9 protein-coding genes are annotated in these 16,568 nt (G+C 71.4%); 5 read left to right on the top strand and 4 right to left on the bottom strand.

All coding sequences use genetic code 11. The annotated features are described in order from the left end of the window. The first annotated feature begins 297 nt into the window (after positions 1 to 297). The 3 genes from WMF11_RS29680 to WMF11_RS29690 all read left to right on the top strand — a co-directional run bounded on the left by WMF11_RS29680 (position 298) and on the right by WMF11_RS29690 (position 9,408). On the top strand, positions 298 to 5,952 hold the full coding sequence (locus WMF11_RS29680) for a DNA repair ATPase (RefSeq protein WP_437973095.1): 5,655 nt from the start codon (positions 298 to 300) through the stop codon (positions 5,950 to 5,952). Positions 5,953 to 6,276: 324 nt separating this feature from the next. Then, positions 6,277 to 7,479 (top strand): FIST signal transduction protein, encoded by a 1,203-nt coding sequence (locus WMF11_RS29685; RefSeq protein WP_437541949.1) that lies wholly within the window; start codon positions 6,277 to 6,279, stop codon positions 7,477 to 7,479. A gap of 402 nt (positions 7,480 to 7,881) precedes the next feature. Next, the gene (locus tag WMF11_RS29690; protein WP_437973096.1) at positions 7,882 to 9,408 is read left to right on the top strand and encodes a hypothetical protein; all 1,527 of its coding nucleotides are present in this window, start codon (positions 7,882 to 7,884) and stop codon (positions 9,406 to 9,408) included. Positions 9,409 to 9,482: 74 nt separating this feature from the next. On the opposite strand, the gene WMF11_RS29695 is transcribed toward WMF11_RS29690, so the two are convergent. Both WMF11_RS29695 and WMF11_RS29700 read right to left on the bottom strand, forming a co-directional pair. Beyond that, positions 9,483 to 10,445 carry an L-lactate dehydrogenase gene (locus WMF11_RS29695; protein ID WP_437973097.1) on the bottom strand — a complete coding sequence of 321 codons (963 nt, stop codon included), beginning with the start codon at positions 10,443 to 10,445 and terminating at the stop codon, positions 9,483 to 9,485. A 111-nt stretch (positions 10,446 to 10,556) separates the two neighbouring features. After that, entirely contained in the window at positions 10,557 to 11,747 is a 1,191-nt protein-coding gene (locus tag WMF11_RS29700; protein WP_437973098.1) for a mechanosensitive ion channel family protein, read from the bottom strand. A gap of 83 nt (positions 11,748 to 11,830) precedes the next feature. On the opposite strand from WMF11_RS29700, the gene WMF11_RS29705 reads away from it, so the two are divergent. Further along, complete coding sequence (locus tag WMF11_RS29705; protein WP_437973099.1) at positions 11,831 to 12,277, top strand: CoA-binding protein; 447 nt, start codon at positions 11,831 to 11,833, stop codon at positions 12,275 to 12,277. Positions 12,278 to 12,308: 31 nt separating this feature from the next. On the opposite strand, the gene WMF11_RS29710 is transcribed toward WMF11_RS29705, so the two are convergent. After that, positions 12,309 to 12,731 carry a cupin domain-containing protein gene (locus WMF11_RS29710; protein WP_437973100.1) on the bottom strand — a complete coding sequence of 141 codons (423 nt, stop codon included), beginning with the start codon at positions 12,729 to 12,731 and terminating at the stop codon, positions 12,309 to 12,311. A gap of 238 nt (positions 12,732 to 12,969) precedes the next feature. On the opposite strand from WMF11_RS29710, the gene WMF11_RS29715 reads away from it, so the two are divergent. Next, positions 12,970 to 14,007, top strand: coding sequence for a PA0069 family radical SAM protein (locus WMF11_RS29715; RefSeq protein WP_437293181.1), 1,038 nt, complete (start codon positions 12,970 to 12,972; stop codon positions 14,005 to 14,007). Between the two features lie 178 nt (positions 14,008 to 14,185). On the opposite strand, the gene WMF11_RS29720 is transcribed toward WMF11_RS29715, so the two are convergent. After that, positions 14,186 to 16,534, bottom strand: a complete 2,349-nt coding sequence (locus WMF11_RS29720) for a hypothetical protein (protein ID WP_437973101.1) — start codon at positions 16,532 to 16,534, stop codon at positions 14,186 to 14,188. Between the last annotated feature and the right edge of the window lie 34 nt (positions 16,535 to 16,568).

The raw sequence follows: 16,568 nt of genomic DNA on the forward strand, positions 1-16,568 counted from the left end.
CCCGTGGATCAAGCGGATTTCACGGCATAGCGGGTTCCCGACGCGCCGCGCGTCGAGGCGCGACGAATTTTGTGGGCGGCGCGGCGGCGCGGCGGCGCGGCGGCGCGCGAAGGAGGCGGCGGCGATCGGGCTTGACATCCCGGCCCTGACAAGTGCGCCCCGCGCCGCTTCGCCGCGCGGTCGCCATCTCGCCCCCCGGACGCGGCGAACGGCTGTAACCTGGCCGCGGGCAGGCCGAGGCCCGCGCGGATTCGACGCGGGGGCGGGCCTTTCTTCGGCTGACCACACGGAGCATGCATGGTGTCGACAGGGGCCTTGGACGGCGCGGCCCGAGCGGCGGGGGCGTCCCCGCCGCAGGCGGCGGAGGCGCTGGATGGGGGCAATTACGAGGTCATCCGGCGGCGGCTCGTCGAGCGCGCCGAGGAGCTCGCCCGCCGCGCCGAGGCGCTCAACGCGCGGAGAAAAGAGGTGTTCGGCGGCACGGACCTCGCGCTCCTCGAGAACGCCCGCGTCAGGACCGAGAACAACTGCGTGCCGCGCGACATCGTGAGCATCCGGGGCAAGCTGCTCGTCGGCTACCTCGTGTTCATGGGGCTGAAGGAGGTCAACGTCGGCGACGTCTTCAGCCTCCACCGCTTCGCGAAGGACGGCGGCGCGTTCGACCTGACCCACGTGCCGCTCGACGAGGGCGACGCGTTCCTCGGCGACCCCGGCTTCGTCAAGGAGTTCAAGGACCTCCACCGCTACGTCAAGGAGCCCCGGCTGCTCCAGCTGCGCCGCAGCGGCGACACGCGGCTGCTCGCCATCTTCCAGGTCGGCGCGACCGAGCGGGACACCAAGGTGTTCCGGTGGAGCATCGACGCGACCGGGCGCATCCGGTACCTCGACGCGCGCGGCGACGAGGACAACGTCCGGCCGCGCGCCCACGACTTCGCCTGGACCCAGGCCACCCGCGACGACCACGTGCAGGGCAAGCACCCGCACGTCGCGATCCTCGGCGAGATCTTCGTCGAGACGGTCGGCGGCGATCTCACGGTCAAGGTCGAGAACAACACGACGACGGGGCTCGGCATCTACCGCGAGCCTGTCGACGACGCGGGCCAGGCGCTCGACGACGCCGACATCCAGTACGCCCGGCTCGGGCCGCTCATCCTGCTCAAGATCAAGCCGTTCCGGGAGCCCTCGTACCGCTACCTCGTCTACAACGGCCGCACCCGGAAGGTCACGCGCATCGACGCGATCGGCCTCGCCTGCCTGAGCCTCCCCGAGGACCAGGGCATCGTCTTCCCGAACGGCTACTACCTCATCACCGGCGAGACGAAGCGCTTCGAGGGCAGCACCGAGAGCCTCGTCTTCGAGCGGGTCATCCGCTCTCCGAACGGGGAAGACGTGCTCTACGTCTTCCACCAGGTCGTGGACGGGCGGTACGTGCTCTTCCCGTACAACCTGATCCGCAAGGAGATCGCGACGCCGATCCAGTGCCACGGGTACAGCCTCTTCGACGACGGCAAGATGGTGATCTTCCGGGCGTCGAGCGACGAGGCGACCCGCGTCCACCCGATGCAGATCTGGCAGACGCCGTTCATGACCGCGGAGTTCGCGGCGTCGGCGCCGACCGACGGCTCGTACCTCGCGAAGGTGGGCAACGCCGACCTCGTCCGGGGGATCTCCGACGCGCTCAGCATGCGGCGCGCGGCGCTGGACGGGTCGCCGACCCGGCAGACGTACGAGGATCTCATCCGGACCGCCGAGCGGATGGCCGACGCCTACTACTGGCTCGGCCACGCCGAGGCGGGCGATCTCCTGTCCGTCGTGAACGAGCTCCGGAGCGTCTCCGAGAGCATCGTCGACGAGTTCGAGAAGGTCGAGGGCATCAAGGCGCGCGCCGCGGCCGCGCTCGCCGAGGCCGAGGCGGCGCAGCGGCAGCTGCTCTCCGGGGTGCGGCCCGAGGACGCGGCGAGCGTCGACGCGTTCCTGAAGGCCCTGACCGCGCTGCGGCGGCAGCGGGGACACCTCATCACGCTCCGCGAGCTCAAGTACATGGACCTCGGCCGCGTCGACGCGCTCGAGGCCGAGATCGTCGCGCGCGCCGACGAGGTGAGCCAGGCGTGCGTGACGTTCCTGCTGGGCGAGCAGGCGTTCCGCCCGCTGGCCGATCGGCTCGCGGGCCTCATCGCGAAGATCGAGGCCGTCGCGAAGTCGCCCGAGCTCGCGCCGTTCGCCGCGGATCTCGACGCCGTGAACGAGGGCCTCTCGGTCCTCGCCGAGATCGTGGCGAGCCTCAAGGTCGACGACCCCACGGCGCGGACCCGGATCCTGGAGGGGATCAGCGAGGTCTACGCGCAGCTGAACCGCGCGCGGGCGACGCTGAGCGCCCGCGGCAAGGACCTGCGGGGCGCCGAGGGGCGCGCCGAGTTCGGCGCGCAGTTCAAGGTGTTCGGCCAGAGCGTCTCGAGCGCGATCGCTGTGTGCGACACGCCCGAGCGCTGCGACGCCGAGCTGTCGAAGCTGCTCGTCCAGCTCGAGGAGCTCGAGGGGAAGTTCGGCGAGTTCGACGAGTTCCTGGGCGAGCTCGCGGCCAAGCGCGAGGAGGTGAACGACGCGATCGCGGCGCGCAGACAGGCGCTGCTCGACGAGCGGCAGCGGCGCGTCTCGAACCTCGTCGCCGCGGCGGACCGGATCGTCCAGGGGGTGGCGCGGCGGGCGCGCACCTTCGCGGGCGTGGACGAGCTGAACACGTACTTCGCGTCCGACGCCATGGTCGCGAAGCTCCGCGATCTCGCGGCCGATCTCCACGCGCTCGGCGACAGCGTGAAGGGGGACGAGGTCGAGGCGCGGCTCAAGTCGGCGCGGCAGGACGCGCTCCGGGCGCTGCGCGACCGCGAGGACCTGTTCGAGGGCGGCGGCGACGTCATCAAGCTGGGCCGCCACCGCTTCAACGTGAGCACGCAGTCCCTGGAGCTCACGCTGGTCCCGCGCGGCGACGGGCTCGCGCTGCACCTCACCGGGACCGACTTCTTCGAGCCGATCGAGGACCCGGCGCTCGAGAGCGCGCGGGATCTCTGGGGCCAGGAGCTCGCGAGCGAGACCCCCGAGGTCTACAGGGGCGAGCTCCTCGCGGGCTCGATGCTCGCGGACGCGGAGGCGGGGCGGGGCGGGCTGTCGATCGAGCGGCTGCGCGAGGCGTCGCTCGGCCCGGGCGGGCTGCTCGGCGCGGTGCGGGCGTACGCGGAGGGCCGGCACGACGAGGGCTACGAGCGCGGCGTCCACGACGCGGACGCGGCGCTGATCCTGGAGAAGCTGCTCGCGCTGCGGTCCACGGCGGGGCTCCTGCGCTTCGGGAGCGCGCCGCGGGCCCTCGCCTGCCTGACGTGGGCGGGGCTCGACGCGCGCGCCCGGGACCTCGCGCACCGGCGGTCGCGGAGCCTCGGCCGGCTCGCGGCGCAGCTCGGCGAGAGCGAGGCGCGGGCGGCGCTCGCGGCCGAGCTCGCGCAGGGCGTGGCCGCGGCGGCGGCGGCGCACAGGCTCGAGGCGAGCGCGGCGGACGTGCGCGTGGCGGCGCGGTACCTCGTCGAGGAGCTGGCGGCGGAGCGCCCCCGGTTCGTGACGAGCGACGCGGCGCTCGAGCTGCGCGACGCGCTGCTCGCGCGCCTCGACCTCACGGGGGGCCGCGCGGCGTTCGAGGAGGACCTGCGGCAGCTCGAGAAGCACCCGGCCGAGCGGCTGGAGCTCGCGCTCGCGTGGCTGAAAGGTTTCGCCGCGGTCGCCAACGATGGGGGCTCGCCCGGCAAGCCGGGCTCTGCCCCCAAACCCCCGGGCTCGTTAAGTCACCTCGCCCTCGAGGCCGCGGTCGTCGTCGTGACGGAGCGGCACATCGAGCGGGAGCCGAGCGGGGCCGTCACCGAGGCCCGCGTCGAGGGGCTGCTCGGGCAGCACCCGCGCATCAAGGAGCGCGCGATCGCGCTCCGGCTCGACGAATTCCTGAGCAGGATCGAGGACTTCCTGCACGAGAGGGCGCCGCGCTACCGCGCGTACAGGAAGGTGCGGAGCGAGATCGCGGAGCGGGAGCGGAAGCGGCTGCGCCTCGAGGAGTTCGCGCCGCGGGTGCTCACGTCGTTCGTGCGCAACCGGCTCATCGACGAGGTGTACCTGCCCCTCGTCGGCGCCAACCTGGCGAAGCAGCTCGGCGCCGCGGGCGACGTGAAGCGCACCGACCTGATGGGCATGCTGCTGCTCATCTCGCCGCCGGGCTACGGCAAGACGACGCTGATGGAGTACGTCGCGAGCAAGCTCGGCCTCGTGTTCATGAAGGTGAACGGGCCGTCGCTCGGCCACGAGGTGACGTCGCTCGACCCGGCCGAGGCCCCGAACGCGACGGCGCGCCAGGAGGTCGAGAAGATCAACCTGGCGTTCGAGATGGGCAACAACGTGATGCTGTACCTGGACGACATCCAGCACACGAACACGGAGCTGCTCCAGAAGTTCATCTCGCTCTGCGACGGGCAGCGCCGGATCGAGGGCGTCTGGCGGGGCCGGACGAGGACGTACGACCTGCGCGGCAAGAAGTTCTGCGTGGTGATGGCGGGCAACCCGTACACGGAGTCGGGCGCGCGCTTCCAGATCCCCGACATGCTGTCGAACCGGGCCGACACGTACAACCTCGGCGACGTCCTCGACGGGAAAGAAGCGCTGTTCGCGCTGAGCTACCTGGAGAACGCGCTCACGTCGAACCCGACGCTCGCGCCGCTCTCCGGGCGCGCGCCGGGCGACACACACAAGCTCATCCGGATGGCGCAGGGCGAGGCCATCGCCGCGACGGAGCTCGAGCACGCCTACTCCGCCGCGGAGGTCTCGGAGATGGTCGCCGTGTTCGAGCGGCTCTTCCGGGTGCAGAAGGTGCTCCTGTCCGTGAACCTCGAGTACATCCGGAGCGCGTCGCAGGACGACGCCTTCCGGACGGAGCCGCCGTTCAAGCTGCAGGGCAGCTACCGGAACATGAACAAGCTGGCCGAGAAGGTCGTGGCGGCGCACACGCCCGAGGAGGTCGACCGGCTCATCGACGATCACTACGTGAGCGAGTCGCAGACGCTGACGACGGGCGCCGAGCAGAACCTCCTCAAGCTCGCCGAGCTGCGCGGCCGGATGACGCCGGAGCAGTCGGCGCGGTGGGACGAGATCAAGAAGGGCTTCGTGCGCATCAAGCGCATGGGCGGCAAGGAGGACGACCCGGTCGTGCGCGTCACCGGCACGCTGTCGATGCTGGGCGAGCAGCTGGAGGGCATCCGCGGGGCGATCGGGAAGGCGGCCGCGGTGGCGCAGGCGGGGGACGCGCGGGCGCGGGAGATGAAGCAGTGGCTCGCGCCCGAGATGGAGCGGCTCTCCGCGGCGCTCAAGGGGGTGGCGCAGCCCCGGGTCGACGTGAAGGTCGAGACGGATCGCTCGGTGTCGGAGTTCGTGGGGCACCACCTGTCTCTGGTGGAGCGGATCGTGGCGCCGCTCGCGAAGGCGACGACGCAGAGCGCGTTCGGCATCCGTGCGATCGAGGCGCAGGTCTCGGAGCTCGCGCAGGGGCTCCGGTCGCTCGAGGAGAAGGTCCGCGCTGCGGCGCGCCCGCAGAGCCAGCCGCCGCCGCCGCGCTTCGAGGCGCGGGTCGGGGCGGCGTCGCCGGCGAACTTCTACCGGACGGCGCCCGCGGCCGACGTCGTCGACCACGGCGGCATCTTCGTGCCGACCTTCCGGCCGCCGCCGGCGCGCGGGACGACGGTGGCGCTCAAGATCCCGTTCGCGGAGGGCGGCGAGATCGACGCGGTGGGGGTGGTCGAATGGACGCGCGAGGCAGAGGAGGAGGGCCCGCCTGGGTTCGGGGCGCGCTTCGTGCGGCTCTCGGGCGAGCAGCGGGAGCTCGTCGAGGGGTTCGTGCGGCAGCGGGAGCCGATGCTGCTCGGCATGTGAGCGCGCTCGCAGAGCGGGCGCTCACGTGCTCGCCCGGTGACGCCGACGCCACGCCAACGCCGCGCTCGCGCGCCCCGGGCAGAGCAGGGCGCGGTGCTGCGGCGCGGAGGTATGCGGCCCGAGCACAGCATCCGAGCTGAGCCGATGCTGCGCGCTGTGCGTCGCCCGAGCGAGCGGCCGCGCGCACCCCTCTATCGCGCGCCCCTCCATGAGGAGTGGAGCGGCCTCCCTCGTGCGTGATATCACCGTCATGACGCGGTTCGTCGGCGATGGCCTGGATCCGAAGCCCGCGCTCCGGCGCCGGGCACTCAGGAGCTTCAGCGCATGAAGATGATGACCCTCGGACCCTTTGACGGGAACGCGTGGCTGCTCGGCCGGAAGATCGAGCGGACGGTCGCGGAGTGGAAGGAGCCGGCGCGGCTCGCGATCGTGGCCATGCCGAGCGGGACGAAGCACGAGGAGTACCTCGCCGCGGTCGAGGACGCGACGGGCGTTCCGGTGGTCGGAGCCACCACCGGCGGGGTGTCGTTCACGGAGCGCGGCTTCAGCAGGAGCGGGGTGACGTGCGCCTTCCTCGGGGGAGCGAACGTCGAGGTGGCGTGCACCGCGGCGCGCGAGCTGCGCTCGGATCACGGCAAGAGCATCAGGGCGGCGCTGAGCGACATGGACGAGGCCGTCTCGAGCGGCAGCGGGCGGAGCGGGGCGACGAGCTCGATCCTGGTGCTGGCGGACGCGTTCGCGTGCGACGGCGACGATCTGGTGGCCGCGCTCCGGCAGGGCGTGCCGCCGCACACGCGCGTCTTCGGCGGGACGGCGGGCGACGGGTGGACGTTCGAGGGGGCGCGGGTGTTCCTCGGCCGCAAGGTGCTGACGGACGCGGCGGTCCTCGTGCGGCTGACGCACCGGCAGCGGGTGAACATCGACGTGGTGCACGGGTTCCGCGCCGCCGAGGGCGGGCGGGATTTCACGATCACGGACATCGAGCGGAACGTGCTCAGGACGCTGGACGGTCAGCCGGCGGCGCGGGTGTACGAGGAGGAGCTCTCGCGGCTCGGCTTCCGTTCGAGCGGCGAGGGGCTGCTCCAGACGATGGCGAAGCACGCGCTCGGGGCGAAGACGCCGTTCGGCGAGGCGCTGAAGATCAGGTCGCCGATCGCGATCCGCGGGGACGGCGCGGTGGTGCTGACCGGCGGGCTGGCGCGCGGGCAGGTGGTGCGCGTCGTGAACGCGGCGACCGACACGGTGCTCCAGGCGGCGAAGAGCCTGTCGACGAAGGTGCTGGGGCCGCTGCCCGGGGTGGCCGGTTCGCTGGTGTTCGACTGCGCGGCGCGGTTCCGGATGCTGGGCGAGCGGTACCGGGAGGAAGTGCGGGCGTTCCTCTCGCCGAACGCGGCGTCGAACCCGATGTTCGGGATGGCCTGCTACGGGCAGATCGCGAAGTTCGGGGGGAGCGTCGAGGGGTTCTACAACACGAGCGCGGTCATGGTGGCGTGGGGGGAGTCGGACCAGGCGACGGCTGGCGGGTGAGCTTTGCTGAGCTGCCTGGGCTGACGAAGACGCGGGGCGGACCGTTGCGCGGCGTGTGGGGGCTTTGCTGAGCTGACCGGCCCGAGGAGAGGCATGAGCCGGGTCTGGCCGGCAGACGGACGATAGACGCCCTCGACGTTCACGAAGGTGCGATGTCGTTGCACGGCCGTTCGTGGCACGCGCCATGTTTGCAACGCGGCGAGCGTGGCACCGGACTACCATCGATCGCGAGACACCTGCAGGGGAGCAACACCTCTGGACGTCGAGCTGCGTCCGGCGCGGCCTACCCGATGCGGTCCGTTCGCGGCGCGCTGGCTCCGCCGCGAGAGGGGCGCATGTCGAGGATGACGAGGACGGGTGGGTCGTCAAGGTGCTCGACCAGTGACACGGAGGAGTGACTTCATGCGATGCAATCCGCTGGAGAAGACTCATCGATTCCGGTGCGCCGCCGTTCTCGCCGCGGCATTGGGCGCGACCGCGTGCCAGCGGGCACGAATGTACGAGGAGCCTGAAGGACCGACCCCGGTCGTCGGGTGCGACGTGTTCGCGAGCGCGAGCGCTGCGCCTGGGGGCGCCGGGACGCGCGACGCTCCCTACGCGCGCCTGCAAGAGGCGATCGACAACGCGAAAGGCGGGACGGTGTGCGCATGCGCCGGCCATCCTTTCGCCGAGGCCGTGACGCTTCCCGCGGGGATCGAGGTGCGCGGGGACTTCACGTGCGATGGAGAGTGGAAGCAGAGCCCGGAGGCGAAGAGCACGATCGCGGGGCCGGCGGGACAGGTCGCGCTGACCCTGACGGGCGACGCGGACGGGGCGAAGGTGCACGGATTCGTGATCTCCGCGGCGAGCGCGACGGAGCCTGGCGGGTCGTCCATCGCGGTCGCCGTGGCGGACATCGCGGCCGAGCTGAGCCACCTCGATGTGCGGGCCGGCGATGGCATGCCCGGCGCCGACGGTGAGCCGGAGGCGACCGCGGCAGACGCTGGGGGAGATGCTCCAGCAGAGGGCGAGCACGCGCCGACGAATGCCTGCGTCGTTCCCGCGCGCGGTGGTGAGTCCGGACGGATGACATGCGGTGACGTGGTCACCGATGGTGGCGCGGGCGGGATCGGGGAGACGTCGCCCCTTGCCGTGAGTCTGCCCTCCACGCCCGCGCAACCCGGTGAGGGCGGCAAGCCGCTCGCGAGCACGCCCCCGGACGGGTTTGGAGGCACGGTCGACGCCTCGGGAACCCGCCAGGCTGGCATCGCCGGTGCCGCTGGCGCCAGCGGGACGCCTGGCGAAGGCGGCCATGACGGGAGGCTGACCCTCGCCGGCATCACGGGCGGCGACGGCGCCTCCGGCCAGCCCGGCAAGCCGGGCCAGGGAGGCGGAGGGGGAGCTGGCGCACGCGTGCTGGGCGTCGTTTGTACCTTCATCGACGGACGTCCGGCAGACGGCGCCGCCCCGGGCGGTGGGGGTGGAGGCGCAGGGGGATGCGGCGGCAAGGGCGGCGCCGGCGGGAGAGCCGGCGGGTCCAGCATCGGGATCGTGAGCATCGGGACGACGCTGGCTCTGGCCGACGTGACCGTCACGGTGGGTCATGGCGGCAAAGGAGGAATCGGCGCCGCAGGACAGAGCGGCGGAGAAGGGGGGCGAGGCGCACCGGGCGGCACGACACGGAACGATGCGAATGCGCCCGATAACGGGGCTGGGGGGATGGGCGGTCGTGGTGGCGATGGCGGCCCCGGAGGCGGCGGGCGCGGCGGACATGCGATCGGCATCGCCTACGACGCCGCCCCGGCTGCCATGCCGTCGTTGAAGGAGTTCATCCCTGGAGAGCCGGGTGAAGGCGGTCTGGGAGGACTCGAGTCTTCCTCCAGCGCAGGCCGCGCCGGCGTCAGCGCCGCATGCTGGAGCTTCAACACGGGGACGCGCTGCGCGCCGTGAGCCGCGGCCGCCGCCACGCAGCACACCTCGAGGAAGGCCTATTTGAAAATGGGCAACGGCCGCACGAAATCGCCTCAGAATCCGAGCGATCGGATCGCCTTGCGGATCGTGTCCGCGCTGGCCCGGACGCCGGCCTCCTCCTCGGGGCTCATCGGGATGGGCAGCTGTGACTCGACGCCGGACCGGTTCACGATGCACGGCACGCTCAGGCAGACATCGTCGATCCCGCGATAGCCGCTCAGCAGGCTGCTGACGGGCAGCACGCGGTTCTCGTCGCGGAGCAGGGCTTCCAGGATCTTGGCGGTCGCGAGGCCGATAGCGTAGTTCGTCGCGCCCTTGCCGGAGATCACGTGGGCGGCGGCGTTCTTCACGTTGGAGAAGATCTCCGCCCGGTCGCTCGCGCCGAGCGCGCCGTGGCCGGGAACGGACCACGCGTCCAGCGGGATGTTCGCCACGCTCGCGCTGCTCCACAGCGGCACCTCGCTGTCCCCGTGCTCTCCCGCGATGTACGCGTGGACGTTCTGCACGGCCACGTCGAGCCGCCTCGCGATGAGGAACCTGAACCGGCTGCTGTCGAGCACCGTGCCGCTGCCGATCACCCGGGCGGGCGGGAGGCCAGTCAGCTTGAGCGTGACATACGTGATCACGTCGACCGGGTTGGTGACGAGCAGGTAGAGCGCGCCCGGCGCGACGGCCTGGAGCCTCGGCAGGAGCTCGCGGCATATCGCGACGTTCGCGGTGGCGAGGTCCATCCGGCTCTGCCCGGGCTTCTGCTTCGCGCCGGCGGTGATCACGACCACGTCCGCCCCGCGGCAGACCTCGACGTCATCGCTGCCATCGAGCGTGGCCGCCGGGACGAACTGAAGCCCATGGTTGAGGTCGAGCACCTCGGCGCCGACCTTGGCCCGGTTCGTGTCGAACAGGGCGATCTGCTTCGCCACGCCGCGGAGCAGGCACGCATAGGCGATCGTCGCGCCGACGCTGCCCGCACCCACGATCGCAACCTTGCTGGGAGAGACGGACTGGTGATCAGGCATACGGCCGGGGTACCGCGGCGGGGCGGCTGCACCAAGGCAAATCGGGCCGCTGAGCCCGCGCGGGCTCGGCGGTGATCGCCCGCCGGCGCCACGACCTGAGCCCGCGCGGGCTCAGCGGTGACCGTCCAGCGGCGGGGCGGCCGGCGCCACGGCGATCGCCGCCACGACCGCCGGCGCCGCCCTCGGATCGGCGGCGGGCATCGCGGCGCCGGCGGGCCCTGCGGCGCCCTCGGCGGGCCCTTGGGCGCCCGCTGGGGGCCGTATCTCGATGGCGAGGGCCGGCTGCGCCGCGGCGGGGCTGAGCGCCACGCCCTCGTCGCGGCACGCGCGGAAGAACGCCTTCATGACCTCGGACTCCAGCAGATCGTGGCGCTCGAAGTCGGCGATCCAGAACTTGATGACGTAGCGCTGAAAGAGCGGCGTGACGGCGGCGAGCCAGAGCCTGGGCGCGGGCTCACGCAGCACCTCGGGCACCTCGCGGCAGGCGCGCTGGGCGGCGCGCTCCACGGCCTCGGGCGGGGCGGCGAGCGCGACGAGCATCTCGACGTTGCGCGCGCAGTTCCGGTCCGGCGCGCAGAAGTTCTGGACGCGCGCCTTGGCGATGATCGAGTTCGGCAGGATCACCACGTCTCCGGAGAACGTCCGGAGGCGCGTGGAGCGCCATCCCACGTAGATCACCTGCCCCTCGACCCCGTCGACGAGGATCCAGTCCCCGACGCCGAACGAGCGCTCGGAGTGCAGGGCGAGCCCGGCGAACAGGTTGCCCAGGGTGTCCTGCAGCGCCAGGCCGAGGACCACCGTGATGACGGTCGAGGTCGCGAGCAGCGGCACGAGGTCGACCCCGGTCACCGCGCCGACGATCGAGAGGCCGGCGACCAGGTAGAGGATCGTGAGCAGGAGGTGCCGCACCAGCGCCGGGAGCAGCACCTTCCGGCGCTCGGCGAGCCAGTAGTCGATGACCAGGGTCTCGGCGATCTCGATGGCGAGGTACGCGGCGAGGGTGAGCTCCAGGAGGAGCACGGCCTTGTGGAGCGTGGGCAGCTCTCCCCCGCGGAGGGAGATGAACGCGTGCAGCGCGAGCAGCGCGACGAGCATGCGCGCCGGCAGCCGCATGCGGCGGACCAGCAGGTCGTCCAGCGACGTCTGCGTGGCGCCGGCGAGGCGCGCGAGCGAGGCGAAGACTAGGCGGTAGACGAAGAAGCCGAGCGCGAGGACGGAGGCCGAGATCGCCAGCGCGACGGGCATCGAGGCGGGAGAGCGGATGAGGTCGGCCCAGAGCGCGGGGAGCCGGTCGAGGTTCACGCGGCCGAGTCTGCCACAACTCCGCCGCGACCCGAGCGCGGGGATCCGTCGCCGAGCGGTGCCCGGGGGCGTAGACTCCCTCCATGGACGACATTCGCGATATAAGCGACGACGAGGCCCGGGTCGCGGAGCTGGTGCGCTCGGCGCGGCGGGTCGCCGTGCTCGGCATCAAGACCGAGGCGCAGTCGGATCAGCCAGCGTTCTACGTGGCCAGCTATCTGCAGGGCGCGGGTGTGGAGGTGATCCCGGTCCCTGTCTACTACCCTGACGTGAAGACCATCCTCGGCCAGCAGGTCTATCGCCGGGTGGCCGACGCCCCGGGCCCCATCGACATCGTCGATGTCTTCCGGCGGGGCCAGGACGTCGCCGGGCACCTCGACGACCTGCTCGCCGCCCGTCCGCGCGCCGTCTGGCTGCAGAGCGGCATCCGGAACGACCAGGTGGCCGAGCGGCTTGTCGAGGCAGGCATCCTGGTCGTGCAGGACCGCTGCCTGATGGTGGAGCACCGCCGCCACGCAGGGCGGGGCTGAGGCGTCGGACGGCGGGCTCGCCGTGAGGCGACTACACCGCTCGGTGCTGCGTCCCCTTGCCGAACGTGATCGCCAAGAAATCCCCCGGCTCGTGGACGATCATCCGGTGCCACACCCCTTGCGGCACCGTGCACGCCGTCCCAGCGCGCAGCGCGACGACCCGCTCGCCGCCCTCGTCCTGCAGCACCACGTCGATCGCGCCCGAGAGGAGGTACAGGATCTCGTCCCCGGCCGGGTGCATCTCCCACCGGCGCGTGTCCTCGGCCATGTGAAACCGCGTCACGAGCCAGCCATCCACGCGCTTGACCCGCCGGATCTCGGCGCCCGCCGGCTCGTCGGACATGAGCTCTTGCCAGAACGTCGGCTTCACATCGATCTGCAGCGCATCCCCCGCGTCCGCGAGGTGCAGGTAGGTGCTGCGGAGATCGAACCCAGGCTGTCTCGGCTCGGCCATCTTTCCCTCCCCCGTCTCGACTGAGGGCGTCCATGCCAGCAGGGCTCCCCCACCGCGTCAATCCGCTCTTCCCGCCGTGGCCTCCCGCCGGCACGTCCGATGCGTCCCAGGCGCCCCGACGGAGCCCGCCGGGCTCTACTGAACAAACGCTCCCATCCTGACCGGGACGCGCTAGACTGCGCTCGCAGCGCTCGCAGCGCTCGCAGCGCTCGCCTCTTCGCCCGGAGCACTCCGCACCATGCCGCGCCCTGTGAACAACCCTCCGAACCCGTGGTCGTCGACGCAGGTCGAGTACCTCGAAGAGGCGCCCCCGGCGACGCTGCAGATCTTCGAGGAGCAGGCCCGCTCCATCGTGACCGCGAACGACAGCCCCGATCTGCCATTCCGGTACAGCGTCAATCCGTACCGGGGCTGCCTTCACGCGTGCGCCTACTGCTATGCCCGGCCGTCGCACCAGTACCTCGGGTGGGGCGCCGGGACGGATTTCGACCGCAAGATCGTGGTCAAGTCGAATGCGCCCGAGCTGCTCGAGAAGGAGCTCAACAAGCCGAGCTGGCAGGGAGACACGATCGTGTTCTCGGGCAACGTCGATTGCTACCAGCCGCTCGAGGCGAGCTATGAGCTCACCCGCCGCTGCCTCGAGGTGTGCCTCGCGTTCAGGAACCCGGTCGGGCTCATCACGAAGGGCGCGCTCGTGCGGCGGGACGCCGCGTTGCTCGGCGAGCTTTCGCGCCGGGCCCGCGCTCGGGTCCACTTCAGCATCCCGTTCGCCGACGACGCGGTGGCGCGCAAGATGGAGCCGTATGCGAGCCGCTCGTCGCTGCGCTTCGAGGCGATGCGGGCGCTCTCCGACGCGGGGGTGCCGACGGGGATCTCGCTGTCGCCGATGATCCCCGGCCTGAACGACAGCGATGTCCCGGAGCTCCTGGAGCGCGCCCGGGCCGCCGGCGCGGAGAGCGCGTTCATGATGCCGCTGCGCCTGCCGCGCGAGGTGCTCCCGGTCTTCGACGAGCGCCTCGAGGAGGCCTTCCCGGACCGCGCCGCCAAGGTCCGCCGCGGCATCCAGGAGATGCGCGGCGGCAAGATGAACGAGGCCGCCTTCGGGGCGCGCTTCCAGGGCGCGGGCCCGCGCTGGGCGGCCATCCAGCGGCTCTTCGAGGTCCACTGCCAGCGGCTCGGGCTCAACGTGGCGCGCGGCAGCGGCGAGTACATCGAGCGAGAGGGCGAGTCGACGTTCAGGCGGCCGAGCCGGCAGGGGACGTTGTTCGACCTCTGAGCGTGGCGTTCGATGCCGGGGTGCGAGGGCCACGACAATCCAGAAGTCCCGGGGAGCGCGGCGCTGGCTGTGCTGGTTCGTGTTGGCGCTCTGCCGGGGTTCACATCGAAGCAACCGATGACGAGGGGCGCGAACGCCTCTGCCGCTGCTCCTCGCCGTCGCCCTCCTGGCCCGCGGCCTACTTGAGCAGATCCTCGATGCCGTACATCTCCTCGGTCACCAGCGGATCGTCCTCGTCGTCGCCGTCCTGGCCCTGCGCCACGGCGTGGAGCTGGAGGCGCGGGATGGCGTGCGGGGAGATCTCACCGAGGTTCTTGCAGTTCGTCAGCATCCGCAGGAACACCGTGAACAGCTCCTTCATCAGGACCTGGTATTCGGGGGAACGAGCCGCGTCCGGGCTCTGAATCGCCTGCGTCGCGCTGTGGCATGGGGGCGTGGGCGCGACGCTCACGTAGGCGGGGCTGTCGCCCAGGACCATCCGCAGGTCCTTGGCCTGGCAGCTCTGGATGGGGGTGCCGTGCACCGACTGGCCCTCCGGGACCAGTCGCTTGACGACGTCCCACACCCCGGTCGCCTTCAGCCAGTCACCGCTCACGGGGTTGTTCCTCAGCGCGGGCCCGATGTAGTTCGCGCCCGCGAGCAGGCGCCCGTACTGGATGGCGCCGCCGAGATCGCCGAAGAGATCGGCGAGGTCCATCTCCCCGTCGGCGACCTCCTCGAGCTGGAGCAGCGTCACGGGGATCATCGCGCGGGCGTGGCGCGGCTCGGCGATGAAGAGGATCGTCGCCGTCGAGCAGAGGAGCTCGGACACGGTGAGGTGGGCATTGATCTTCGTGGCCCGTCGCGACAGCCACCACTGCTTGTCGAACTCCAGCTTGCGCAGGCCGACGTTGTACCGCACCCCGTACAGGAACCGCGCCTTCACGTCCTGCAGCGCGATCTCGTGGGCCATCACCGCCGTGCGGGGCAGCGTGCCGCCCTTCACCAGGCCGATGAGCGCGCGGGCGATGTCCCTCTGATCGACGCCGGCCGCCATGACGACCTCGATCCCCCTCTGGATCTCGGAGTACGACAGGTCGAGCACGCGCACCCGGAAGTCCGCCGCGCTCTGGCCGATGCAGGGCGTCACCATGCGCGTCGTCCCCGCGCCGAAGCGATCCTTCTGGTTGATGGCCAGGACCGAACAGGTCGGCCAGTTCAACATGGTCGCGTGGTTCACCGCCTTACCGTCGCCGATCAGGTTCACGTACTTGCGGACCTCGATCAGCTCCTCCGTCGCCCCCAGCACCCCGACCTGGGAGATGTCGATCACATGAACGTCATCGGGGTCCAGGATCAGCTTCATGCCGCGGACCGGCTTGATGAACTTCTTCGCGAGCCGAGCCTCCCAGGGCTTCGTGTGCGCTTCCTCGACCATGTCGAGCGGGAAGACGTCCATCTTGCGGACGTGGAGCGTGTCCTTGGCGGCGAGGATCTGCCCGTTCAAGATCTGGCAGCAGCAGCTCTTCGCTGGGGGCGACGCCAGGAAGGCCCGGTAAAGCGGGGCCCAGTGCTTGGCCTGTTTCATCGCGAGGAGGAGACCGAGCGGCTCGGTCCACGCATGAGACCGATACGCCTCGGTCTGGGTGAGACTCACGAAGACATCGAGGATCGCCGGGCCCGCGTGGCGCGTCGTGACGCGCATCATCTCCCCGAGGTACTCCGCCGGCAGCCTCGGCCCGTCCTCGCCTTCGTCCACCAGCGGCGGCATCCAGAGCGGCGCGCTGGCGTTGTTGAACGTCCACCCGGGGAGCCATCCGAGCGCGTGGCCGCGCTGGATCTCGCTCAGCCCGCAGCCGTGACCGGACAGGTGCGTGATCTGGCCGACGAGCGTCCTGGACTTGTGGCAGAACCACTTCTTGCACAGCGGACACTGCGCCTCCGCCCGGTTCGAGCACGGGTCCCCGCCCACCTGGGTCCGGTGGGGGCACCGTCCGTGGGGGTGCGCGTCATCGGCGGTGTGGTCGAGGCAGACGAGCCTTTCGCACGCACACTTGAGGACCGCCGCTGCGCCGCACATCGGGCGCGAGCACATGCCGGTGCCACAGGCGTGCGCCCGCATGTGCGCCGGGCACAGCGCCCTCTGGCAGCGCGAGCACGCGAGGGCCGTCGGCGCCGCGCAGAAGCACTCGCCCACATCCTGCGGCGCGTGAGGGTGGCGGTTCTGGTGAGCCGCGCAGAACGACTTTCCACACAGCGCACAGGTGGGATCCGAGCGGAGCGGACAGCCGGCCGACTCACAGTGGGAGAAGGACAGGCCGTGCGCGTGGTCGTCGCACAGGACGAGCCCGCAGCGCTGGCACTTCGACGTGGCCACCTTGAGGCAGGCCTTGCACGCGCCACCGCAGATGTCGCGGTGGGTCCCCATGTGAAAGCTGCAGTGCGCGACGCCGCACGACGCGCAGGCGGAGCCGCGGCTGTCGCAAGCATTGCACGGAGGATGCGCGCTCTTGTGTCCATTGTCGCACACCTCACAGAAGTGGCCCATGCAGACGCTGCACGTGATCACCTGAACCGGGCGT

This window comes from Sorangium sp. So ce295 (assembly GCF_051527405.1).
GTDB classification, from domain to species: Bacteria; Myxococcota_A; Polyangia; order Polyangiales; family Polyangiaceae; genus Sorangium; species Sorangium cellulosum_B.